Source organism: Pseudoalteromonas rubra (assembly GCF_005886805.2).
Lineage (GTDB): Bacteria > Pseudomonadota > Gammaproteobacteria > Enterobacterales > Alteromonadaceae > Pseudoalteromonas > Pseudoalteromonas rubra_D.
In genome coordinates this window covers 4,028,965-4,053,296 of record NZ_CP045429.1, presented here as the reverse complement: position 1 = coordinate 4,053,296, position 24,332 = coordinate 4,028,965, and the positions used below count along the sequence as shown (strand labels likewise).

Annotated in this window: 18 protein-coding genes and 1 pseudogene; all 19 read left to right on the top strand. The window is 41.0% G+C overall.

The genetic code is table 11. The annotated features are described in order from the left end of the window. Positions 1 to 44: 44 nt before the first annotated feature. Positions 45 to 464 (top strand): annotated as a pseudogene (locus CWC22_RS17375) (UDP binding domain-containing protein); the annotation flags it as partial. 973 nt (positions 465 to 1,437) lie between these two features. After that, positions 1,438 to 2,628: a UDP-N-acetylglucosamine 4,6-dehydratase gene (locus tag CWC22_RS17370; protein WP_125558973.1), complete on the top strand. Its 1,191-nt coding sequence runs from the start codon at positions 1,438 to 1,440 to the stop codon at positions 2,626 to 2,628. 12 nt (positions 2,629 to 2,640) lie between these two features. Next, complete coding sequence (locus CWC22_RS17365) at positions 2,641 to 3,795, top strand: LegC family aminotransferase (protein WP_125558975.1); 1,155 nt, start codon at positions 2,641 to 2,643, stop codon at positions 3,793 to 3,795. Positions 3,796 to 3,797: 2 nt separating this feature from the next. Continuing rightward, entirely contained in the window at positions 3,798 to 4,952 is a 1,155-nt protein-coding gene (neuC, locus tag CWC22_RS17360) for a UDP-N-acetylglucosamine 2-epimerase (protein ID WP_138536054.1), read from the top strand. Between the two features lie 7 nt (positions 4,953 to 4,959). After that, complete coding sequence (gene neuB, locus CWC22_RS17355) at positions 4,960 to 6,030, top strand: N-acetylneuraminate synthase (RefSeq protein WP_125558979.1); 1,071 nt, start codon at positions 4,960 to 4,962, stop codon at positions 6,028 to 6,030. Further along, on the top strand, positions 6,023 to 6,673 hold the full coding sequence (locus CWC22_RS17350) for a NeuD/PglB/VioB family sugar acetyltransferase (RefSeq protein ID WP_125558981.1): 651 nt from the start codon (positions 6,023 to 6,025) through the stop codon (positions 6,671 to 6,673). The genes neuB and CWC22_RS17350 overlap by 8 nt, the downstream gene beginning before the upstream one ends. Then, positions 6,670 to 7,728 (top strand): nucleotidyltransferase family protein, encoded by a 1,059-nt coding sequence (locus CWC22_RS17345; protein ID WP_125558983.1) that lies wholly within the window; start codon positions 6,670 to 6,672, stop codon positions 7,726 to 7,728. Before CWC22_RS17350 ends, CWC22_RS17345 begins: the two co-directional genes overlap by 4 nt. A gap of 2 nt (positions 7,729 to 7,730) precedes the next feature. After that, complete coding sequence (locus CWC22_RS17340; protein WP_138536056.1) at positions 7,731 to 8,435, top strand: cytidylyltransferase domain-containing protein; 705 nt, start codon at positions 7,731 to 7,733, stop codon at positions 8,433 to 8,435. Positions 8,436 to 9,826: 1,391 nt separating this feature from the next. Further along, positions 9,827 to 10,948, top strand: a complete 1,122-nt coding sequence (locus CWC22_RS17335; protein WP_125558987.1) for a polysaccharide export protein — start codon at positions 9,827 to 9,829, stop codon at positions 10,946 to 10,948. An 11-nt stretch (positions 10,949 to 10,959) separates the two neighbouring features. Continuing rightward, positions 10,960 to 11,394 (top strand): low molecular weight protein-tyrosine-phosphatase, encoded by a 435-nt coding sequence (locus tag CWC22_RS17330; RefSeq protein WP_125558989.1) that lies wholly within the window; start codon positions 10,960 to 10,962, stop codon positions 11,392 to 11,394. Between the two features lie 14 nt (positions 11,395 to 11,408). After that, complete coding sequence (locus CWC22_RS17325) at positions 11,409 to 13,646, top strand: polysaccharide biosynthesis tyrosine autokinase (RefSeq protein WP_125558991.1); 2,238 nt, start codon at positions 11,409 to 11,411, stop codon at positions 13,644 to 13,646. 608 nt (positions 13,647 to 14,254) lie between these two features. Beyond that, positions 14,255 to 15,709: a murein biosynthesis integral membrane protein MurJ gene (murJ, locus tag CWC22_RS17320; protein ID WP_138536058.1), complete on the top strand. Its 1,455-nt coding sequence runs from the start codon at positions 14,255 to 14,257 to the stop codon at positions 15,707 to 15,709. Positions 15,710 to 15,711: 2 nt separating this feature from the next. Beyond that, positions 15,712 to 16,887, top strand: coding sequence for an O-antigen ligase family protein (locus tag CWC22_RS24645; protein WP_419144612.1), 1,176 nt, complete (start codon positions 15,712 to 15,714; stop codon positions 16,885 to 16,887). Between the two features lie 15 nt (positions 16,888 to 16,902). Further along, the gene (asnB, locus tag CWC22_RS17315; RefSeq protein ID WP_125558995.1) at positions 16,903 to 18,696 is read left to right on the top strand and encodes an asparagine synthase (glutamine-hydrolyzing); all 1,794 of its coding nucleotides are present in this window, start codon (positions 16,903 to 16,905) and stop codon (positions 18,694 to 18,696) included. A 9-nt stretch (positions 18,697 to 18,705) separates the two neighbouring features. After that, positions 18,706 to 19,815 (top strand): glycosyltransferase family 4 protein, encoded by a 1,110-nt coding sequence (locus CWC22_RS17310; protein WP_138536060.1) that lies wholly within the window; start codon positions 18,706 to 18,708, stop codon positions 19,813 to 19,815. Then, on the top strand, positions 19,808 to 20,620 hold the full coding sequence (locus tag CWC22_RS17305) for an aldolase/citrate lyase family protein (protein WP_125558999.1): 813 nt from the start codon (positions 19,808 to 19,810) through the stop codon (positions 20,618 to 20,620). Before CWC22_RS17310 ends, CWC22_RS17305 begins: the two co-directional genes overlap by 8 nt. 8 nt (positions 20,621 to 20,628) lie before the next feature. Continuing rightward, positions 20,629 to 21,180, top strand: coding sequence for a sugar transferase (locus tag CWC22_RS17300; protein WP_125559001.1), 552 nt, complete (start codon positions 20,629 to 20,631; stop codon positions 21,178 to 21,180). 2 nt (positions 21,181 to 21,182) lie between these two features. Continuing rightward, complete coding sequence (gene asnB / locus CWC22_RS17295; RefSeq protein WP_125559003.1) at positions 21,183 to 22,940, top strand: asparagine synthase (glutamine-hydrolyzing); 1,758 nt, start codon at positions 21,183 to 21,185, stop codon at positions 22,938 to 22,940. After that, complete coding sequence (locus CWC22_RS17290; RefSeq protein ID WP_138536062.1) at positions 22,940 to 24,133, top strand: UDP-N-acetylglucosamine 2-epimerase; 1,194 nt, start codon at positions 22,940 to 22,942, stop codon at positions 24,131 to 24,133. The genes asnB (CWC22_RS17295) and CWC22_RS17290 overlap by 1 nt, the downstream gene beginning before the upstream one ends. Positions 24,134 to 24,332 lie beyond the last annotated feature (199 nt).

Sequence of the window (24,332 nt, the reverse complement as noted above, 5' to 3'; positions counted from 1 at the left end):
CCTTCTTCTGTTAGTGGAAATTCTACTCAAGAACTGTTGCAGTTTATGGGGGAGTTACACCAAAAGACACCAAGTAGCTTTTAGCCAACAATCAGGATGTAGCGAATAACCTCATCCGTGCCATTGTGGACGCAAACGACCCGCGTAAGGATTATGTCGTGGATTCTATTTTGAAGTGCAAGCCTGAGGTGGTTGGCATTTGTCGTCTGATGATGAAAAGTGACTCCGACAATTTCTGAGCTTCATCAATTCAGGGAGTTATGAAACGCATCAAAGCTGAGGGTATTAAGTTGGTCATTTATGAGCCTGTTCTGAATGAGAGTGAGTTTTTCCACTCTCGTGTTATCACTGAGCTGGAAGAATTTAAACGGATTTCAGACGTTATTGTGTCCAGCCGTATGGTAGATGAAATTCGTGACGTGGCAGATAAAGTATATACGAGCGATCTATTCGGTCACGATTAAGCTATCTATCTCACCTCCTGTATCTAAAAAGGGGGGAGACTGCGATACAGACTCTGCCCTGACAGCGTTCTAGCACTTCAGCCTGGTTAACTCATCACAAAACCTGTCGTTCTGCAGAATACATAGCTGCTGATTTGGTTTGTGGGTTAAACCCAAATGCACCTAGACTAGGTTAGCTGAAGTTACTTAAGCCTCTCTAATATCAAATTCTACAAAGCAAATTTTCGAAAAACGATATAGTCAGCGCTGTGATGGCAGGGAGTTACGTAAAAAGTCAGGCTTGTCCTTTAAGCGCACTATAAAAACCTTTCAATAAAGGTAGTTGAAACAATCAGCTAGCAGAGCAGCATATGACTATGTAGTTTTTGAACAGATTTTAGCTAAGCAGGCATAAAGCAAATCATTACTCAGAATGCACGGTGTCGTATTTTTGTGTTATGTGACATGCCCATGACCTGTAGATGAGAGAGCTAGACTCACATATCGAAAATTGTATAATGGACGTTAGCAAGCCTGCAAATACAAATAACATGCGATGGATAACGGCTGAGCGATTATCCGGCGGGTAGAGTAACCTTGATGAGGCAAAAGACGAGTGTCATGCGGTTGGCCGATAGGTGAAGACTCGGGACTCTGACTACAAACTTCTTCATGGCGCTTAATGCACTAACTCTTGTTATATTCGATTTAGGGTAATGCTAAATACACGTAGTACGTATAGTTACATTATAAAGTCTTTGTCAAAAAACTCGTATAATTGAATGGGTACATGGATTTCTACTTTTTAGAAAGTGGATTGAGAAAAGTAGTTTTTATTGGACTACTCGGTATAAAAAGGACAGTCATACTCTATATTTTTGGTGTCTAATTTTTCCGTTAAAAACCGTTGTAATGCATGTCGATGTTATGAGCAATATCACAGTGTGATATAAATCAGATAATTACTGTTTTTATTAATAATTCGAGATTATAAATGAGCAAAATATTAAATTTAATAGGTAGACAAAAGCAACTTTTTTTGCAAGATATTGAGTCTGCTGAGCAAGCACTACAAAAGGAAGTATCTAACTCTCGATTTCTGATATTGGGCGGCGCTGGTTCGATTGGTCAAGCTGTGACTAAGGAAGTTTTCAAGCGTAACCCCAAAAAACTACACGTTGTGGATATTAGTGAAAACAACATGGTAGAGCTTGTAAGAGATATTCGCAGCTCATATGGTTACATCGATGGGGATTTCCAAACTTTTGCTCTGGATATAGGTTCAATCGAATACGATGCCTTCATTAAGGCAGACGGTCAGTACGATTATGTACTGAATCTATCTGCGCTGAAGCATGTCCGCAGTGAGAAAGATCCCTACACTCTGATGCGCATGATTGACGTGAATGTATTTAACACGGATAAGACAATTCAGCAGTCTATAGATTCAGGTGTCAAAAAGTATTTCTGTGTGTCAACGGATAAAGCTGCAAACCCCGTTAATATGATGGGGGCCTCTAAGCGTATCATGGAAATGTTCCTGATGCGTCGCAGCAAAGAGATCGCAATATCAACAGCTCGATTCGCGAACGTTGCATTTTCAGATGGCTCTTTGCTTCATGGGTTTAACCAACGTATCGAAAAGCAGCAACCGATAGTTGCTCCAAGTGATATCAAACGCTACTTTGTTATCCCACAGGAGTCGGGCGAGCTTTGCCTAATGTCTTGTATCTTCGGTGAGAACCGAGATATTTTCTTCCCGAAGTTAAGCGAGTCGTTACATTTAATTACCTTTGCTGATATTGCAGTAAAATATCTTGCTGATAAAGGTTATGAGCCTTATCTGTGCGACTCTGAAGAAGAGGCGCGTGAGCTGGTCAAGACGCTACCAGCTGAAGGTAAGTGGCCGTGCCTGTTTACAAAGAGTGACACAACAGGTGAAAAAGATTTTGAAGAGTTCTTCACTGAAAATGAAACGCTCGATATGGAAAGATTCAATAACCTGGGGATCATTAAGAATGAGCTGGAATATGACGCAGACAAAATTGCGTTGTTTGAAAGTACAATCAGCCAGCTGAAAGATCAAAAGTCCTGGACAAAAGAGGAGATCGTTGAGCTGTTTTTCACCATGATCCCTGATTTTGGTCATAAAGAAACCGGTAAATACTTAGACAGCAAGATGTGATTTGGGGCTGCAATGACACCACATAATATTAACGAGTTTGTCAGAGCTCTGTATCAGACTGATGAATTTATACCACTTCATGCACCGACATTTAGTGGTAATGAAAAAGAATACGTTTTACAAACCATCGATAGTACTTTTGTATCTAGCGTAGGTAAGTTTGTTGACGAGTTTGAGCAAAAAATTGAGAGTTTAACTGGCACGGCTAAAGCTGTTGCAACAGTAAATGGCACAGCTGCCTTGCATGCCGCTCTTTATATGGCGGGAGTGAGAGCTGGTGATCTGGTTATCACTCAAGCACTTACCTTCGTTGCGACTTGTAACGCGCTTCATCACATGGGGGCTGAGCCTGTATTTGTTGATGTCTCGCCAGTGAGCCTTGGCCTGTGTCCAAAAGCGCTGGAAACCTATTTAGAGGACCACGCAATACTGACTGAACAAGGTACTATTCACCGTAGTACGAAGCAGCGCATTCAGGCTGTAGTGCCAATGCATACATTTGGACACCCCGTCGAACTGGATGAGCTCGTTGCAGTGTGTAAAAAGTGGCAGATTGCATTGGTGGAAGATGCAGCAGAAAGTCTTGGTTCATATTATAAGGGTAAGCATACCGGGGTATTTGGCGAATATGGTGCGGTAAGCTTTAACGGTAATAAAATCATGACAACAGGTGGGGGCGGCGTTGTTTTATGTCAAACGGCTGACGCCGGAGCCCGCACTAAGCACGTCACGACGACTGCTAAAGTCCCTCATCCATACGAGTTTTTTCACGATGAGGCGGGGTTTAACTATCGCATGCCAAATCTAAATGCGGCACTAGGGTGTGCGCAGCTCGAGATGTTAACCACTTTTATTGAACAAAAAAGAGCGCTTGCACAGCAATATCGCGACTTTTTTGATGGCAGTGAGTTCAAGTTTGTGGTCGAGCCTGCTTACGCACAATCAAATTACTGGCTCAATGCGGTAATTTGTGAAGACAAAGCCGCACGAGAGTTGTTATTGCAGGAAACGAATAGCCAAGGGGTTATGACTCGACCAATTTGGCAGTTGATGCACCGCTTGCCAATGTTTAGTAACGCTTTAAGAGGCGATTTGACTTACTCTGAGTATGTTGAAGCACGTCTTGTGAACTTACCAAGTACACCAATTGCTAAACTAGGTGTCTGATTATGAGTAAAAAAATAGCTGTTTTTACGGGAACACGTGCCGAATATGGTTTGTTGTACTGGTTGATTAAAGACATACATGATGATCCTGATTTGACATTGCAGTTACTCGTTTCTGGCATGCATTTATCTCCTGAGTTTGGAAACACGTATAAGCAGATAGAAGATGATGGTTTTAAAATAGACGAAAGGATCGAAATTTTATTATCTTCTGACACTGCAACGGGCACAGCTAAGAGCATGGGGCTGGGTGTTTTAGGGTTTACAGATGCTTTAAGCCGATTGGAACCAGATGCACTGGTGATTTTAGGCGACCGGTTTGAGGCATTAGCGGCAGCTCAAACAGCTATGATTTTGAGGATTCCAATCTTGCATTTGCATGGTGGAGAAATCACGGAAGGCGCTTATGATGATGCTATCAGGCATGCTATCAGTAAACTTAGCTACCTTCATGGTACATCGACAGACGAGTATAGGCAGCGTGTTATTCAACTAGGAGAATCGCCAACGAGGGTTAAAAACATCGGTGCAATTGGCTTAGATCACTTAAAAAGAAGTGAGTTTATGACAGTTGATGAGATTGCTGAGTCATTGCAATTTGACCTGAAGGCTCCCTACTTTTTGGTGACTTATCACCCTGTAACTCTGGGTGAAGAGCCTCCTGAAGAGAGCTTCAACGCGATCCTTACAGCTTTAGATGCCTTTGCAGATCACCAGGTTATTTTAACCTACCCTAATGCCGATGATGGTGGAAGAAAAATTATCCCTATCCTTGAACAGTATGCACAGGCAAATCCAAAAAGGGTTTTGGCGATTCCATCTCTTGGACAACAGCGTTACTTGAGTACTGTTAAACACGCATCTGTGGTGATTGGTAATTCTTCAAGTGGCATTATTGAAGTGCCGTCTTTCGATGTACCCACAATCAATATTGGTGTGCGCCAAAAAGGCCGGTTGGCTGCAAAAAGTGTACTGCATTGTGATGCACAGACGCACAGTATTGAGAGCGCGATACGCGCAGCGCTATCTCGTGAATATCAAGCTGAAGGCGAGGCAATTGCAAACCCATACGGTGCAGGCAATGCAAGTAAACAAGCCATTCAAATGCTTAAAGAGCTTGATTTTCAACCGAGTAAGCCGTTCTACGATCTAAAATGAGAGTACTATGACATTAATAATTGCCGAAGCTGGCGTTAATCACAACGGTAGTGATGAGCTGGCTTTTAAATTGGTCGATGCTGCACACGAAGCGGGTGCAGATATTGTTAAATTCCAAACCTTCAAAGCTAAAAACTTGGTAACGGAATCAGCGAAGCAAGCTGATTATCAAGTTGCGAATACGGGGCAGCAAGAGTCTCAATTTAGTATGCTTAAGCGATTAGAGCTGAGTTACGAAACGCATCACAAGCTGGTTAAATATTGCCAGGAGTTAGGGATTGAGTTTTTATCAACCGCGTTCGATTCCGAGAGCCTTGATTTCTTAGTTAATGATTTGGGGATCACGAGACTGAAGTTACCTTCCGGAGAGATAACTAACGCACCACTGGTGTTAGAGCATGCCAGAACCGGGTGTGATTTAATTGTTTCTACAGGTATGGCCACTCTGAGTGATATTGATTACGTATTATCTGTTATTGCATTCGGTTATTTACACCCTGAAGGGGATCCAACTGATGAGCTGTTGCTAGAAGCTTATTACTCTGAGGAAGGTAAAGCACTGCTTAAAGAAAAAGTGACCTTGTTGCATTGCACAACAGAATATCCGGCACCTTATGACGATATCAATCTAAATGCCATGGATACAATGAAAGACGCGTTTAAGCTCTCAGTTGGCTACTCAGATCATAGTGAGGGTATTGTTGTGCCTATCTCTGCTGTAGCAAAAGGCGCGGTATTGATTGAAAAGCACTTCACGACAGACAAGTCTCTGCCAGGTCCGGATCATAAAGCATCTTTGGATCCTGTTGAGCTTAAAGCGATGGTTGAGGGTATTCGCATCGCTGAGAGAGTATTAGGTGATGGTATCAAAGGGCCTCGTCCGCTCGAAGTTAAAAATAAAGAAGTAGCCAGAAAGAGCTTGATCGTGGCACAAGCATTAAAAGCCGGCGAAGTGATTACTAAGTCACATGTTGTGGTTAAGCGCCCGGGTGATGGCATGCCACCTTCACTATATTGGAAAGTGCTCAATACTGAGGCTTCCCAAGATTATCAAGTCGGTCAATTACTAGATGAATAAATCACCAGTAGTCTTGATCGGTGGGGGAGGTCATGCTGCTGGCTTAGCGGAAATCTTGCTCCAGCAAAACCGACAGATTTTGGCTGTAGTTGCACCAGAGCTTTCACCAAGTTTGAAGCGATTAGCCGAGTTTACGCATCATACCGGCGACGACGATGTTCTGAAATATGATAAGCATGAAGTGGAGCTCGTCAATGCCATTGGAGCGATGCCCTATAAATCATTGAGGCAGAAAATATATCAGCGCTTCAAAGATGATGGTTATCAATTTGCACAAGTGATCGCTAACAGTGCCAATGTCTCTGCTAATGCTCAATTAGCAGAGGGGGTGCAGATTATGCAAAACGCTGTGGTCTGTATCGGTGTTGCTATTGGTGAAAACTCAATTATAAATACGTCCACTACAATCGATCACGACTGCTCTATTGGGATGCATTGCCATATCGCGCCGGGCGTTACAATGAGTGGGCAGGTTCGAATTGAGCAGGGTGTGCACGTGGCTACTGGAGCCAGTATAATTAATAACATTACAATTGGTGAGCGCGCTATTGTTGGTGTTGGAGCATCTTTGACAAAAAGTTTAGCGAAAAATTGTATTGCTTATGGAACAAAGACAACAGTTAAAGAACAGGGTGCCAAATGACAAGCAAATGGAAAAAATTATTAATCTCGCCAGAGACTAGCATCAGAGATGCCATGGAAGTTATTGACCGGGAAGCGCTTCGGGTCGCGTTGGTTGTCACTGATGGTGATAAGCTGGCAGGAATAGTAACGGATGGCGATATTCGTCGAGGGATACTGTCAGGGGTTGATTTGTCAGATAAAGTCGAGAAAGTGATGAATTCATCACCGATCGTAGCGTCTGAACGCAAAACTTCGGCTGAGCTGAAAGAGATAATGCGTGCTCATAGCAGCCTATCTATTCCTATCGTCGATGGCAGCGGCAGTCTGGTTGGATTGAAAACCCTGCATGAGGCATTAGAGGTCGAGAAAAAAGATAATCCGATCTTTATTATGGCCGGTGGTTTTGGAACGAGATTACGACCTTTAACTGATAATTGTCCAAAACCCATGTTGAAAGTCGGTGACAAGCCAATGCTGGAAACCTTGATCCGACATTTTAAATCTTTTGGCTTTAATAATTTTTATATTTCAACCCATTATTTGCCTGAAGTAATTACTGAATACTTCGGAAATGGCGAAGCGTTTGGGGTTAACATCACTTATGTTCATGAAGAAGAGCCTCTTGGCACTGCGGGCGCGCTTTCTCTATTACCAGACAGTTTGCCAAATAAACCCCTGATAATGATAAATGGCGATATTCTGACAAACGTGAACTTTACAAAAGTTCTGGAGTTTCATGAGTCTCAGGATTCTGATGCAACTATGTGTGTTAGAGATTATGAGATCAAGGTGCCTTTTGGTGTGATTGAAGGGGAAGGGCATGTCATCTCTGATATCGTCGAAAAGCCAACGTATCGGTATTTTGTTAATGCAGGTATCTATGTGATCTCACCTGAGATTATTCGCTCTCTCGGTAAAAGTGAGTATCTGGATATGCCATCTTTGTTTCAGAGAAAGAAAGACGAAGACTGTAGAGTACTTAAGTTTCCGATCCATGAATATTGGTTAGATATTGGCAGGCATGATGACTTTAAACGAGCGCAAATTGACATTCACGATTTAGGGTTGTTCTGAACATGCTAAAAGTATTGGCGATTGTACCTGCAAGGGCTGGTAGCAAAAGGCTTCCGCAAAAGAATATCAAGGAATTAGGTGGGCTCCCTTTAGTTGCCCATACGTTTGAAGCGATTAAGGAAGCCAAATATATTTCACATACTTTGGCGACGTCAGACTGTCCAAAGGTGCTAGAGATTGCTTCATCTTATGAGCAAGTTACACCCTTAGCCAGGCCTGCGGAGTTGGCAAGCGATACAGCTTCTTCATTGGATGTAATAAAGCATGCTGTCGAGTTTGCCAAAGAGTGTGAGATTGAATTTGATGTAATTTGCCTGTTACAGCCAACTACTCCACTGAGAGCGGCAGAGGACATTGACTCAGCGATAGAGCTATATATTGAGAAAAATGCCAAAGGCGTTGTTTCTATGACTGAGTGTGCACACTCTCCTTTGTGGAGCACGCGCTTAAAAGAAGAACATGACTTTAAGCAGTTTATATCTGGATTGACTAACACCAGGGCTCAGGATTTGGATCCTTATTATCAGCTAAACGGAGCTATTTATTTAGTTGATAAGATTGAATTCGAAAGATCAGGTAAACTCTTCCTAGAGCAAGATTACTACCCCTATATAATGTCTAATGAAAGTTCTATTGACATTGATACAGAAATCGATTTTTTGATCGCAGCTACGGTACTGAAGCATCGAGCGGATAAAGTCTGCTGAATACTCGCCTCACTGACCGACGTCGATGTCTCATCATATGTCGGTCAGTGAGGTGTACTTAGGGTGAACGAGGTGTATATAGCTCGATGGCGCTTGTCTAACGAGTTTCCGCCAGAAATACCTGATTAGAAAACGCGTTGCCAACTTAATTAGCTTCTACCCTTTACTTTCTCACAGTATTTACACCTATATGTGGATACTTGTCATCGGTAAACCTGTTTGAACTGAGCTGTGAGCACCTGTGTCCGCTGAACTGTATTATGGGCGGACCAAAAGTAGCTGGGAAGGCGGCAAGTGTTTTAGGTCCTCAATTTGCTACTTCACTGGCTTTCTCCGGGTTACACCTTGTATTCCCAGGTGCTTAACCTGTTTGCAGTTAGTGGCTGTCTGTGGCATTTACTATTTCGACACCCCGCTCTAAATTTTGTGCTTTTAACTCAGCTATGAGTGGAACGAGAATACCGCACTTTAATTGGTCTAGGCTGGTTCTGTTATGGGATGTAGACGATGTCTTCTCTGCACTGGGAGAGCTAGACTCACGTGATAAAAAAAGTATAATACCACCTCGTTACTTTGGCTCCCTTGTTCAGGGAGTTGTGCATGGAAGGCAGCAATTCTCTCTATTTATTTTTTAATCAAAGATATAGAGAAAAAAGGATCTTGGAAATCAGAGTACGTTATCTTTCAGTCCTATCTGCTCAACCATTTTTCACACAGCCGTAGAACTAAAAAGTCCATGGTATTGCATAGTTTAAACGACAAGTAGACACACTAACCATCTTGCAAAATTAGACATTGGTTTTGTTAGGAGGAAGCTTTATGAGGCCGGTGCGTAAGTTCTGTTTCTTTGTTGAGTGGGTGAGCCAAAGCATCTGAAATGAGAATGCGCTTTATTATTGTGTTTTCTGAACTAGTCTCGGCGCTTTTTTAGGAGGATTAGTTCTTTATGCATATTTATTTTTGCTTAAAAAAGTGTAGGCTTCGGGAAATTTTGCCATAGCGGTGTTTTGTCACAGGGTTTTAGTCTTTTTTGCTCAAAGTGGGTATTGACTGATTCATCCGATAGCCTCGGCATTACTTTTAAAGGGAGTAACAGACTGATGCGTGCAAATAAGTCTCGATATGGTAATATTTCAGGTCTATGATAATCCAGATTTTGGGCTGATTTTGGATACTAAGAAATGTTTTGCATTGACCTTGCTTGATGTGTCGGAAGTTTATATGTATTGAGACATAAAAATAGCAGGAACCAGTCAGGCTTTATAAGAAGTAACACCTAGGCTCTGGCTGATTTGTCACTTGCGATTAACAATCGCGCATGCTTTAATTGGTGATGCGAAATATTACACCATTAAAAACTGAAAGAAAAAACTATATTTTGGGAAAAAATAATGGCGCTAAGCTGTAAAACTATCATTGCTTCTACTGTATTTCTTGCAATGACTGGCTGCTCGATTGTTCCCGGCGGCCATTTTGAAGGAATAGACTCAAGTGAGCAGACTGCCAGTCTGCAAAGCGACCTTGAAAACATCAACATTCACTTAATTGATGCTCAACTCATCCAGGATTCAAAACGCTATCAGACTCAACAGAAAGAAGCTGCCATACCGAGTATTGGTGGCATCGACGTTTCTGATTTTGAATATCGATTAGGTGTAGGTGATGTACTCACAATTGGCGTTTGGGACCACCCTGAATTAACTATCCCAGCTGCGGTTCAGCGTACCGCCGAGTTTGATGGTTTCCGTGTCCAAGCGGATGGTACGGTAACCTTTGCTTATGCTCCGGAAATACCTGCAGCAGGTCGAACCGTGACTGAGTTACGTGCTGATTTAGTACAAAGATTAAGTCGCGTTATTGAAGATCCACAAATTGATGTAAAAGTCGTTGGTTTTAAGAGTCAAAGAGTTTATGTCACTGGTGAAGTTAATAAACCTAACGTATTTCCAATTACCGAAACTCCACTAACTTTGCTGGATGCTGTTAATCAGGCCGGAGGGCTTACAGATTCTGCCAATTGGGATCATGTCACATTTACTCGAGGTGAGAAATCTGAACGAATCAGTCTTGAACGATTTTATTCAGAGGGCGACATCTCTCAAAACCGCCTATTAAAGCATGGTGACGTGATACATGTCAGTCGTAATGACAAGCAAAATGTTTACGTATTGGGGGATGTAACAAAAGCCGGTAAAATTGGTATTAACCGCTATGGTTTGAGCTTGGCTGAGGCCTTAAGTGAAGTCGGTGGCGTTAATGAACGGACAGCAGATGCAAATGGGGTATTTGTCCTGCGTAAGCGAGACTTCGAGAAAGATGGAGTGATTGCTGATGTATACCAACTGCATGCGAGAAATATAGCGTCTTTGGTGCTTGCCGAGCAGTTTGAGCTCGAGCCTCAAGACATCGTTTATGTGACTAGCGCACCTCTTGCACGCTGGAACAAAGTTATCAGTCTCTTGTTGCCTTCACTTGCCACAGTGGATGCGCTTCAAGACATCGACAATCAATAGTGTGAAATTTCATGTTTGATAGTGTTTTGATCGTGTGTGCGGGCAATATTTGTCGTAGCCCCACCGCTGAATATGTATTAAAAAGCAAACTCTCTGAACGAGCGATAGAGGTGTCTTCTGCGGGTTTGACAGCATTAGTTGATAAGCCTGCGGATCAACTTGCTCAACAGCTAGCATCACAGCATGGCATTGATATGTCAGAGCATAGAGGACGTCAAATCAGCACCTCATTGGTGTCTCAAAATAGCGTTATATTAGTGATGGAGCAGCGTCACTTGGAAGATTTGTGTTCAAGGTATCCACAAGCTCGTGGTAAGACTTTTCTTTTAGGGAAGTGGTTAGGTGATAAAGAAATTCCGGATCCTTACCGACAAAGCCAAGAAGCATTTGAACATGTATACGAGTTAATCAATAGCGCGTGCAGTGCTTGGCATAAGTATTTATAAGGATGAAAGAGTCGATGAATGCTCAATCCAACCTATTAAGTGGTGCGCAGCAAAACCAAGCTGGGCAACAGACACAAGATATTGACTTAATATCGATTTTTGGTGCCTTGCTGGATCGCAAGTTCTTCATAGTTGTGATTACCACAATTTGTATGCTCATTGGTATCGCTGTTGCTGTTTTTAGCACTCCTGTTTATCAGGCCACAGCGATGATCCAGGTCGAGGAAAAAGGCGGAGCCGTTCCTGGATTCGATGAGTTAGGTGGGATGTTTGAAACAACATCAGCAGCGGTGACAGAGATAGAGCTGTTGAAGTCGCGGAGTATTATTGGTGAAGCTGTTGATAGCCTCAAGTTAGATGTCGTCGTTGAACCAAAACTCTTCCCTGTGATAGGTGGACGTTCGTTTAGAAAGTTTACACCGACGAGTTCGAATGAACTAGCTGAACCAAGTTTTGGTGCTGAAAGCTACGCTTGGGGTGGTGAACAAATAGATATCTTTAAGTTCAAAGTGCCCAGAGCTGCGATTGATACAGAGTTTACGTTGCGTGTTGTTGACACAGATACTTTTGAACTGCTCAGTGAGGACGGCACCAGCGTTCTTCGAGGTAAAGTGGGTGAAGAGGTTGAAAGTGGCCAGTTTGCATTAACAATCAAAACACTGAATGCCAGACCAAATACCGAGTTTCTGCTGGTTAAGAGAGATCGTTTGAATACCATTCTTGATCTTCAAGCTGAAATTGGTGCAGGTGAAAAAGGCAAAGATTCGGGAATAATCAATCTGAACTTACAGAATGAAGATGCCGAATATGCCGAGTCGGTATTGAACAAGGTTGCATCCATATATGTTCGTCGCAATGTTGAACGTAGTAGTGCCGAGGCGCAGAAGTCACTTGAGTTTTTAGAATATCAATTACCTCAGGTGAAGAAGCAGCTTGAAGCCGCAGAGCAACGTTTCAACGATTACCAAGTTAAGCAGCAGTCAGTTGATATCTCTTTGGAAACAGAAGGTGTCCTGAAACAGTTAGTTAAACTAGAAACTCAGCTGCAAGAGCTGGAACTCAAAAAGTTAGAACTAGGACGTAAGTTCAAACAAAGTCACCCGAGTTATCAAGCTGCTATTCAGCAGATTGAAGCCGTTGAAAATCAAAAACGACGTTTGTCCGATCAGGTCCAGGTATTGCCTGAAACTCAACAAGAACTGCTAAGATTGACGCGTGACGTTGAAGTGAATAACGAAATATACACGTTATTACTTGCAAAAACGCAGGAACTTGACATCGTGCGCGCCGGGACAGTTGGTAATGTTAGGATTATTGATAGCGCTGAAGTCAATACTTCTAAGCCTGTAAAGCCAAAGAAAGCGTTGATTGTGATTTTAGCTACTTTAGTTGGCGGAATGCTGGCTGTCGCGATAGTACTTATCCAAAAAGCGATGCATAAAGGGATTGAAGACCCCAATGAAATAGAAGCCTTGGGTCTGCCGGTATATGCCAGCGTTCCTTATTCTGAGTATCAGGTTAAACTGACTGGTTTTGCAAAAGCGCGTAAGGGTAAAGTCGCTAAAGCTAAATCAATACTCGCTGTTGATAATCCAGCAGACTTATCAATTGAGGCACTTCGTAGCCTTCGTACAAGCTTGCATTTTGCCATGATGGAGGCAAAGAACAACGTTATCGCAATTTCAGGTCCAAGCCCTGGCGTTGGTAAATCGTTTATTTCCGTAAACTTGGCGACTGTATTGGCACAAAGTAACAAGAAAGTGTTAATCATTGACGCTGACATGCGTAAAGGTTACCTGCAAACGCAGTTTGGTATGCAGTGGGATAATGGACTCAGTGACTTTCTTGCTGGTCGAGTAACCCTGGAACAAGCAACGAAGCAGAGCCAGGTACCTGGGTTGGATGTAATCACACGTGGCCAAATACCACCTAATCCATCTGAGCTGTTAATGCATGCTAACTTCTCGAAGTTGGTTGAACTGGTCAGTGAAAAATATGATTTGGTTATTATCGATACACCACCTATTTTGGCTGTTACCGACCCTGCTATCGTAAGTGCACATGCAGGCTCAACATTGCTTGTAACTCGATTTGGTCAAAACCATGTCAAAGAGCTTGAGCTAACGCGCAATCGCTTTGAACAAAATGGCATTGACGTAAAGGGTGTTGTATTTAATGGTGTAGTCAAGAAAGCCAGCAATGCTTACGGCTATTATGGTTACTATAACTACGAATATAAATCGGATAAGTAACATATAAAGCCGTATTGATATCAGTAAGGGGCTATGATGAGTATTGACTCAGAAACGGTGCTAATCTGATAGTAGCTATCCTAAAACACCGGACTAAGTAAAATGGCAGCACTGATAAAAAGGTGCTGCTTCCAACATTATTACTAGGTAAAGCTAATCATGGTGATACATACCTTAGTATGGGCTGTATGAAAGTGATAAGTGTTGTGCTTTCTCGGTGCTTAGTAGTAAATAGTCTGGCGAAATACTGAGAGAGCTTTAATAAGATAGATTGCTTATTATATACGGAGCAAACAGCTGTCTGTGCATAACTGCGCAAAGAGCTATACATGAAATCAACGTATCTATTAAGAAATAAAGTGGCTACCGATTAACCCAGCTATACACCCACTATCGGTTAAGCCTGGTCCATAGATACTGTCAGTATGCATGATTTCAGCCGAATTTAAGAATCGTGAAGGAAGAGCAATGAGCAACCTATTCACCCCATGCCTACTTGGAAAAGTAGGGCTGGAAACTGACTTATTTGATGTCATCTCTGAAAATAATGAGGGTGCCTTCTGGCTAAGGCAACTCCGACAAAAACTTTTTGAAATTAAGTAGCTCTTGTGATTCGTTCAATTGGTATTGCCTTTATATTCACATTTTTGGGTAAAATTGTAGCTTTTCTGAGAATTCAACAGATGGCTAATGCATATCCAAATAGTTATTGGCTAGACGCATTTTTTCTTTCATTTTCTTTTACCACGTTTTTTGAAACTGTAGTAATTTCAGGTGCTGTATCCACAGTTTTCATACCAAAATATATTGCGAGAAAAACAGAGCTAAGGCAAACCGATTTCTTTAAAGAGATATACTTGTTCTTGATCTTTGTTTTTTCAATTATTTCTCTTGGAATCTATTTATTTTCAGGCCATATATCATCCTTGCTGGTTAGTGGTGACAATCCTGTCTTGGTGAAAAATACTCAGGTTCTACTTGAATTATTTTGCCTACTTCCTGTTTTATCAATATTGTTCCAATTGCCTACCCAGGGTAATCAGATTAACGAAAGGTTTAGTGTATCAACATTGAACCCAATAATACTGAATTCGTTTCAACTAGTTGCTATCTATTTCCTCGTTGAACTGGCGATTTCTGACGAGCTTGCTGTTTATCTATTTGCAACGATTTATCTGTTAACTATGCTGCTATGTTACGGCTGTCAAAGATATTATTTTAACAATCGTTATAGTTTGCTTAGAAAGTGGCACTGGAAACGCAATATTAGTGTGCTGCTTGCGTTGCTTCCACTAATTGCGTTCTTAAGTATCGAAGAGATTAATATATTAGTTGACCAGTATTTTGCTAGTGGTTTTGCTGAAGGTGGCGTTTCCAACCTTATGTATGCTAACAGGCTGGTTAAAATATTTGGAGCAATCTTTGTAGCTGCAATCTTGACGGTTTTCTACCCCAGAGTGTCTAGGCTAGTGTCTGATAATGATCTGACTAAAGCGAACTTTATTACAAACAAGCTGATGTTGCTGATTGTGATGTTTAGCCTACCTATCTCGGTTTTGTTTTATTTTGAAGGGAATGGTGTTGCGGCTATTATTTACGGCTCTGATCTAGCACAAGATGTTGGTGGGATCTTAAGCGGTTATGCCTTTATGGTGGTCTTTTCATCAATCTATCTACTGCTGTTAAAGGTGATGTTCTCTTTAGGAAAATCCAACATTATCACTAGCTTTGGGGTATGCTTCTTGGTGCTCAATTATGCATTGAATTCAGTTTTTATTGAGTTTTTTGGGCTTCAAGGAGTTGCACTCTCCTCGACTGTGATTTCATTTATGCAATGCATACTATTAGTTATCGTTCTCAGCAGGCAAGGATTTAAGTTAGTGAGTATCGGAGATGCTAAAGTAATGTCACTCCATATCGTGATTTCGTTATGTTCTCTGTGGTTGATTAGCCTCATTGAAATTAACTTCATTGTTTCTTGCATTGTGTTTTTTATTGTTTATTACTTGTTGTCTTTTGCAACGAATAGACGCTTTTACTTAAGTTTAATTGAGTTGAAATAGTTATGTTCTTATTGGAAAATATACAGCTTCTTTCTGCTCTTGTTTTAATTGCAAGTTTCTTAGTCTACTTTACGACAGGTATAAATTTTATCTTTTCAATTGTAATGCTGCTGAATCCATATGTTGCGGCTTTACTTTGCTTCTCTAAAATATTTTTCAATTATTTTAATTTTAACAAGGTTAGTTTTAGTAGGAAAAACATAATATTTTTCCTGCTGATTATGTCTTTGCTTTTTATACCCTATTTCTTTTCAGTGTTTAATGCTAGGGCTATGACTCAGCTGGTTCAGTTTTTAGTATTGTCGTTTATCTTTATTGTTTTTATTATGTCTGGTAAGCCAATAATAAGAAACCCTTCACTACTTTTAAATAACCTACGTTATTCGTGTATAATTTTGTGTCTTCTCAAGGTCGTAAGTATATTTTTAGGTGTCGACGACTTTTACATGTTTGGTAAAAATGAAGATGCTATGCTTATTGTGCTTGCCGGTCTGGGAAGCTCACTCTATTTCTATCTGAGAAATAAGTCTTATAGTATTATTTTTGATTTTATAATTTACATGTATGCGATTAGTTTGTATGAATCGAGGAGTGCACTCTTCTTTATAATGATAACGCCTTTTATTGTTATATTTGGGTCGGTATTTAAGGATAAAGAACGCATTTTGAATAAAATTTACTTAATTTCTTTTTTCTTGATTTTCTTTGTTATTAGTTTTTTTAGTATAGATTACGTTATATCTGCATTTGGCCTTGACCAAACAAACAACTATTCAAACTTGGAAAGGTTGGGTATGTATATATTTACATATGATTTTATTTTCTCAGGGAATTATTTGGGTCTTGGGATTGGTAACCTAGATCTGGCAATGGAATCCATGTATGTAAATAAGTATATATTGGATGTTTATCCACATCCTCACTCAAGCTTTCTAAGGTTTACACTTGAACTTGGTTTGCTCGGTGTCGCAGCTTATAGTTTCTTTTTAATTTATTTGTTAAAGATCTCTTTTAATATATTGGCTATAGATAAATGCATTGGCACTCTATTGCTGTTCTTCTCTTCGTCGATATTTTATTTTTCATTGTTCGATTCGATATTTTATTCGTTTTTTAGAGGGATAGTGTGCTTACTTGTCTTGTGTGCATTTGTTTCTCTGAAATATGAAAAGAATTAATACTTGTAGGTAGTTATGTGCGGGATATTTGGTTTATACAGTAAAAGTAGTTCTATCAGCCAGGCCACGGAAGAAAAAGTATCTGAACACTTTTTCCAGGCTTTACACCATCGCGGCCCAGACTCTAACGGCTTATTTATTTCTTCTGACCGAAAGTCACTACTGGGGCACTTGAGACTAAGTATTGTGGATGTCGAGTCGGGCATCCAACCAATGAAAAGTGATATTAGTGACACAATCGTTTTTAATGGAGAGATCTATAACCACAATGAACTAAGAGCAAGTCATGACTACAACTTTTCTAATCACAGCGATACCGAAGTGATTTTATCAGGATATAAAGTTAGTGGTGAAAAGTCCTTTAATGACTTAAATGGAATGTATGCGTTTGCTATACACTCTGAGCGTGATAACTCTTTGACTTTAGCGGTTGACCCATTGGGTATCAAGTCATTGTATCTTTATGAAGATGATGAATTGATTATTTTCAGCTCTGAGTTAACAGCGTTAGCGCAGTACATTCACGCCATGGATCCCGAGCTGTTGGAGGTTGACGATAGTGCAACATATGGCTTCCTACAACAAGGTATGTTTTTAGAGCAAACGACACCTTTTAAGAATATTAGGAAGCTTAAGGACGGCTCCTGGATAAGGTTATCAAGTGAGAAATCTCAGGGTAGCATTGTCTATAACTCCACTTTCTCTGAAAAAGATAGCCTTAAAGATGTTGTTGAGTCTTCAGTCGAAAGGCAGTTACATGCAGATGTTGATGTGTGTTTATTCTTAAGTGGAGGGATAGACTCATCCTTGGTTGCCAGTATAGTCAGCAAAACGAAGAAAATTAAAGCATTTTGCCTGGCGTTTGATGAAGGCGATATCGACGAAAGCTCTCAAGCTAAACTCGTTGCTGAGGATTTAGGTATTGATCTTGAAATCGTGAAGATTGATCCTGAGAACTTGGAGAGCTTATTTGAAGAAGCTTTACTGTCGTTGGATGAGCCAATCAGTGATTTCGCGACCATTCCTTTATTAGCACTGAGTAGGAAGGCAAGTGATTCTTATAAAGTATGCTTGTTAGGTGACGGAGGCGATGAACTTTTTTATGGTTACACACATCATAAGTATTGGAACCATAAGTTGCTGTCGGAAAAACTCCTACCAAAGTTAGTGTTTAAGTCAGGTTTATACAGTAACTTGGTTAGGTTTTTTGAAAGCAGTAAAAGTAATTTTTCTAAGAAAGTAGCAACTTTTCTTAAACTGGCTTATCCGGATGGGATTAGTTATGGTCCATTTACGCACTATGATAATTATCTAAAAGATAACTTATATACTCAACAAAGCCTGTCGAGTGTATCGCAGCTTCATGGTTTTGAATTAAGAAATTTCCTTTCCAGAAAGTTATTACAGAAAAGCGATCGGATTACGATGGCTGCAAGTATGGAAGGGCGTGTGCCACTATTAGACTTAGAATTGTACAACTTTTCTAGAATGTTTTATAATCCCGAAAACTGCATCGAAAAAGGTGCGGGCAAAACCCCTCTAAGGGAGTTGCTTTCTGATTACATATCTAATGAAGTGTATAAAAATAAAAAGCAGGGCTTTAGAGTACCGTTGTCTAGTTGGTGTTCTAGTGATTTTGGCTCTAAGGTAAGAAAGCACTTACTCTCTTGTCAGTTTATCAGCAAGTTTATTAGTAAAGAAAGCTTATCGAATCTTTTTAAAGAGTTTGATAGTGGCAATGAGTCGCATTCAGTGAGAATATTTACCTTGTATTCTTACTCGGTATTTATGAATAATATAATCAAATAATGAGGATGTATGAACGTATTGCATATGAGATCCGAGTACTTAGATAATGGTCCAGGTACTCAACCTCTAAAAATCGCACTCCAATTCCGAGAAAGAGGTTATGAGTCTTATTTTGCCGGCGCTAAGGGGTATATGGATGATATAATAAAGGAAAATGGATTTGAATTTATTGAGGTGCCTAGTTTAGCTAGATTAGAACGCGGTATTGGATCCTTTTTTAAGTCTGTTAGCCACATAAAGAGTATTATTAAGGATAATAATATAAATGTTGTTCATACACACAATGGAGCATGTAGTTTTATTGCATACTTTGCTTCATTATTAGCTGGTCGAAAAGTCACTATTGTGAGAAGTGTGAGAGGAATTGAGCTAAGACCTTCGCATCAATATAGAAACTGGATATATAAGATCTACCCAGCTAAGCTTCTCGCAGTTTGCGAATTTGCGAGAAAAGAACTGATTAGAGTCGGTGCAGATCCTAAGAAAATCAGTGTTACTTTTAATGGTGCCGATCTAAATATTTTTGATAAGAATTCACTGTCAAAAGAAAAGGTCAGAGCAGAATACAACATTAAACCTTCTGACTTTTTAATAGGCCATGTTGGTGCGTTTTCCGGTTGGAAGGGACAAGACGTGCTAGTCAGAGTACTAGCTAAGCTGCTTGAAAAAGACAGTAAATATAAGTTGATGTTAGTTGGGCATGGAGCAGATTTTGAGCGTGTGCAAGCACTTGCAGATGAGTTAAATGTTGCGGAACATGTGGTTTTTGTAGGACGAGTAATGAAGTCGGAAACATATCATATGGCTTTCGATCTTTACACACAACCTTCAGTCAAAGGCGAGCTTTTCCCAAATGCAATTGTTGAAGCAATGGCCTTAGGAAAAACCTGGATTGGTAGTGATATCAGTGGCCTGAAAGAGCTGACCAACGACGGAAAAGCGGGGAAAGTGTTCGAGCCTAATGATATAGATTCACTGGTGTCAGAAATCGAATATTTGTCAAATAACCCCTCTATGATGAGAGAAAGAGAAAGTAACGCGTATAACTTCGTGTTAGAGCAACTTACCTCAGAAAAAGTGTGTGACAGAATAGAAAAGGCTTATAGGGAAGATGGATAATAGTTTTAAATATTTGATGATAACAAACAATCCTGTTATCGCAGCTGGGTTAGATACTTGTGGTGTTGATCGGATTTTTGTCGATCTTGAGATCAACGGCAAAAATGCCAGGCAAGGCCATCTTGATACGGTTATCAGTCATCATTCTCTTGCAGATGTTTCTGCGGTCAAGGCAGCATTGAAGAACTCTGAACTTTTGGTGAGAATAAATCCTTACTTCAGTGGTTCTGCTGAAGAAATCGAGGAAGTGATTAACCGTGGCGCTGATATCATCATGCTGCCAATGTTTAAGTCAATGTCTGAAATTGAAAGTGTTGGTAAGTTGATTGCTGGGCGAGCGAAGTTTATCCCATTGGTTGAGACCATTGATGCCTCGAATATTTTGCAAGAACTCGATGACTGTGAATATGTAGATGAGGTCCATATTGGATTGAATGACCTGCATTTAGAGATGGGCTTAAAGTTCATGTTTCAGTTGCTTGAAAGTGGATATCTGGAGCAACGGCTTGCCGGGTTTAAGAAGCCATTTGGTATCGGTGGAATTGCAAGGGTAGGATCCGGGGAAGTTGACGGAGAACTGGTTATGGCTGAGCATGTTAGACTGGGGTCTCGTGGCGTAATTCTTTCCAGAGCATTTCATCAGCAGATTTCACTGGGAACTGATGGGGAACTATGCCTTGATAAATTTAGTGAAGAGTTTAAGGCACTGAATGCAGCCAGAGACAAGCTGTTGTCCAGTGATAAGACAAGTTTGAATCAGCTCCACGACACTTTTTGTCGTAACGTTCGAGCAATTGTGGGCTAGGTGGAAAAGTGAAAAGATTATTCGATTTAGTTTCTTCCTTAATTGGCCTTGTACTTTTATTCCCCGTATTCATTATTACGGCGGTTCTTATCAAAAAAGACGGTGGTTCTGCGTTCTATTTACAGGACAGGGTCGGATTAAATGGTAAGACGTTTAAGTTGTACAAATTCCGTTCTATGGTTGCGAACGCAGATAAGATAGGTGGTTACTCAACCCAAGTAGGGGATCCCCGCATTACTAAAATTGGCAAGTTTATTAGACGAACCAGTATTGATGAACTGCCTCAGTTACTAAATGTGCTTAAAGGAGATATGAGTGTTGTTGGGCCGAGACCAAATGTCCCACAACAGGTCAAGGAGTATACAGCCGAGGACTGGCAGCTAAGAAATTCAGTAAAACCTGGTATAACCGGGTTGGCACAGGTCATGTACAGATCAAGCGCAACGATGCAACAAAGGCTAGAGCTAGATCTAGATTACGCAAAGCGTTCTAATTTGATTTTGGATATCAAATTGGTTCTGTTAACAGTTAAACAAGTTATTGTAAAAGGCGGATATTGAGTATGTGCGGTATCTTTGGGCACTACAGCTTCTCAAATGTAGAATATTCAGAGCACCAAATTGAGTCTATGGGGCAAGCCATCTCACATCGAGGTCCAGATGGCCAGGGAATCTACTTTACCCCTAAATTATCATTGGGTAACCAAAGGCTTGCGATCCTAGATATTGAGCATGGTCAGCAGCCTTTTGTTTCTGACTGTGGCAATATCGTTGTTGTTCAAAATGGTGAAATCTTTAACCACGTAGAGTTGGCCGATGAATTAAGCGAGCAGGGCTTTGAGTGTAAAACTCACTGCGATACTGAAGTTATTTTACGACTTTATGAGCGTGATGGGATAGACGGCATTTCCAAGCTCAATGGCATGTTCGCCATTTCTATTTTTGATAAAAATAAAAATACAATGTATTTAATTAGAGATAGGGTTGGTGAAAAGCCGTTGCACTATTTCTATGATGGCAACAGTTTAGTATTCTCGTCTGAAATTAAATCGATACTGAAGGTTATTGATAAACCGCCTGTTTGCTCACAAGCAATTGAGGAATTCTTCTCGTTTAACTATATTCCGCAGCCCAGAACTATCTTCGAAAACATATTCCATGTTGAAACCGGTTCTTACCTAGAAATAAACGAGCAAGGCATTTCTTCGAAGAAGTGGTGGGATTTGAGTAAAGTAGAAACTCAAAACAAAACAGAGCAAGAGTGGATCTCAGAGTTTAACACCATTCTTGATGATGCTGTTCGGATCAGATTACGTGCAGACGTACCTTTCGGTGCGTTTTTGTCCGGCGGGGTTGACTCAAGTAGTGTTGTTGGCCTGATGGCAAAGCACCTTAGTGAGCCTGTAAAAACCTATAGTATTGGTTTTGATGATAAAAAGTACGATGAGTCTCCGTATGCAGAGGAGGCGGCAGTTCGTTTCTCTACAGAGCATCATTTGAAGAAAGTAGATCCTAATATGTTGGATCTGTGGGAAAAGGTACTTTATCACTGTGACCAACCTCATGGTGACGTATCATTTATGCCTACATATAAGGTGGCAGAAATGGCTGCCGCTGATGTGAAAATGGTGCTGACGGGTGATGGTGCCGATGAACTGTTTGCTGGCTATGATAAATACCTGCACTTCTTTAAAGACAATAGAGCACATAATTTCGATGCTGATTATCACAAACAGCTGACGTTATTTCCGAAAGACAAACTAGATCAGTTACTGACTGACGAGTATAGATCTAATTTGCGTTCAGAAGTTGTAAAAGAGAGGCTTGAGCCGCTGCTTTCTGACGTACAGCATATGGATGATATTAATAAGGCCCTTTATATTGATACTCAGCTACTTCTTTCTGGTAATAACCTGGTAAAACCAGACAGAACGGGTATGGCTGTTTCAATTGAAAATCGCGCCCCGTTTTTGGACTATAGATTGATTGAGCTTGCTTTTAGCATGCCTGGTGAGCTCAAGCTCAGAAACTCCGAAACAAAGTACATCTACAAGAAAGCGGTCGAAGACCTGATAGGGACGGACCTGGCGTACAGGAAGAAACAAATGTTTACGGTGCCTATCGGTGATTGGTTTAAAACGACATTGAAAGACCTGTGTGTAGATTTGTTAATTAGTCCAAGAACGCAAGCTCGTGGTTTCTTTAACTATGACTTTGTCGCGCGTTTGTTTGAAGACCACGTGAATGACCGGGAAAACAACACACGAGAAATAAGGGCGCTGATGGCGTTTGAACTGTGGTGTAGAAGGTTCTTAGACTAATGAAAAAAAAGATATTATTGGTGTGTTATGGCGGAGGCCACGTCAAGATTATAAAGCATTTGTACCCTACATTAACAAATGATTTTGATGTTGCGATTTTAGCCTTCACCAGCGCGCGAGAATATCTCAAGGAGGAAGGGATTCCTTTCCTCTCATATTCTGACTTTCCTGAGCTTATCGGTTCTGAAGCCGCTAGATTGGGGAAGGAACTGTCTGCAAACATGAATGCTTTAGATCTAGATGAAACGATTGCCTATATGGGCGTGAATTTTCAAGAGTTGCTCATGGAGCATGGCGACGCTAAAGGCAGAGAGAAATACCAACAAGAAGGTAGAGGGTGTTTTTTTCCGACAAGATTCATGGGAGGGGTGTTCGATGTGATCAAGCCGGACCTGGTTGTTGCAACAAACTCTCCACGGTCGGAAAGAGCCGCACTTTTTGTTGCAAAACAACGCGGTATTCCTTCGGTCTGTGTCGCTGACAACTTGTGGATTGGTGGCGGTGTCTTAGATGTTGCCAAACAACAAGTCGCATCTAAGATCTGCGTAATTAATGAAGCGATGAAAAAAGAGCTTGTCGATGCCAGTGCATTTTCGGAGCAAGACGTGGTCGTCACTGGCTCTCCAGTTTTCGACTCACTGAAGCTCAGAAAGGCGGAGTGGCAGAACAACAAACGCAATAGAAGTACAGTCAACATATTGTATGCTGATGTGCCTCTTCCGGCTTCACATCCAAAGTTTCCAGAGGTTACAGCTGACCCTGAGCTTGAACATGATGTCAGGAAAGTGCTCAATCAATTGGCTGGCAAAGAGTCAATCTCTATGACCTTCAGAGGCCATCCTAACTTTAATATTGATTATTCAGAATGTTCAAATGTTAAAGTGTCACCGCCGAGTGAAGATTTGCATGAATTGCTTATGCATACTGATATTGTCATCACAGCAGTGAGTACAGTTGGTCTGGAGGGGGTTCTACTGGGTGCTCAATTGATTACCCTAGAGAACACCGTTTATCGCGTCGTTGCATCTTACGAGAAGCTCGCAATGTCAGTTGGGGTGCAAACAGCGGATGAATTGCCTGCGGCACTTGATGAGGTATTAAAATCTGCAGAACAAGTTTCTTCGCTCGATATTTATGAAGGAAAAGCGACGGATAATATTAAGCGTATTTGCCACTCACTGTTAAGCAATTGAGTGTAGTTGGCTAGCTTATGAGTCCTAGACTAGTGCTGAGCTATCAAATAGCTTTGCACTAGTGCTAGAGCGGGTTCCGCGCTCAGCATGCAATAACCGGATGCTTCGGTTGTTACATGCAATTGCTGTGTTGTATCTATGATAGATAACACCATGAAATAATGGGATTTTAAAAGGGTGAATGCGAAGGCGGGAATGT

Bases quoted from the DNA above. Each gene is read 5' to 3' on its own strand.
- CWC22_RS17370 (WP_125558973.1), top strand. From the start codon at position 1,438: ATGAGCAAAATATTAAATTTAATAGGTAGACAAAAGCAACTTTTTTTG.
- CWC22_RS17345 (WP_125558983.1), top strand. From the start codon at position 6,670: ATGACAAGCAAATGGAAAAAATTATTAATCTCGCCAGAGACTAGCATC.
- CWC22_RS17340 (WP_138536056.1), top strand. From the start codon at position 7,731: ATGCTAAAAGTATTGGCGATTGTACCTGCAAGGGCTGGTAGCAAAAGG.
- neuB (WP_125558979.1), top strand. From the start codon at position 4,960: ATGACATTAATAATTGCCGAAGCTGGCGTTAATCACAACGGTAGTGAT.
- CWC22_RS17325 (WP_125558991.1), top strand. From the start codon at position 11,409: ATGAATGCTCAATCCAACCTATTAAGTGGTGCGCAGCAAAACCAAGCT.
- CWC22_RS17350 (WP_125558981.1), top strand. From the start codon at position 6,023: ATGAATAAATCACCAGTAGTCTTGATCGGTGGGGGAGGTCATGCTGCT.
- asnB (WP_125558995.1), top strand. From the start codon at position 16,903: ATGTGCGGGATATTTGGTTTATACAGTAAAAGTAGTTCTATCAGCCAG.
- CWC22_RS17310 (WP_138536060.1), top strand. From the start codon at position 18,706: ATGAACGTATTGCATATGAGATCCGAGTACTTAGATAATGGTCCAGGT.
- neuC (WP_138536054.1), top strand. From the start codon at position 3,798: ATGAGTAAAAAAATAGCTGTTTTTACGGGAACACGTGCCGAATATGGT.
- CWC22_RS17365 (WP_125558975.1), top strand. From the start codon at position 2,641: ATGACACCACATAATATTAACGAGTTTGTCAGAGCTCTGTATCAGACT.
- CWC22_RS17330 (WP_125558989.1), top strand. From the start codon at position 10,960: ATGTTTGATAGTGTTTTGATCGTGTGTGCGGGCAATATTTGTCGTAGC.
- CWC22_RS17305 (WP_125558999.1), top strand. From the start codon at position 19,808: ATGGATAATAGTTTTAAATATTTGATGATAACAAACAATCCTGTTATC.
- CWC22_RS24645 (WP_419144612.1), top strand. From the start codon at position 15,712: ATGTTCTTATTGGAAAATATACAGCTTCTTTCTGCTCTTGTTTTAATT.
- CWC22_RS17290 (WP_138536062.1), top strand. From the start codon at position 22,940: ATGAAAAAAAAGATATTATTGGTGTGTTATGGCGGAGGCCACGTCAAG.
- CWC22_RS17335 (WP_125558987.1), top strand. From the start codon at position 9,827: ATGGCGCTAAGCTGTAAAACTATCATTGCTTCTACTGTATTTCTTGCA.
- asnB (WP_125559003.1), top strand. From the start codon at position 21,183: ATGTGCGGTATCTTTGGGCACTACAGCTTCTCAAATGTAGAATATTCA.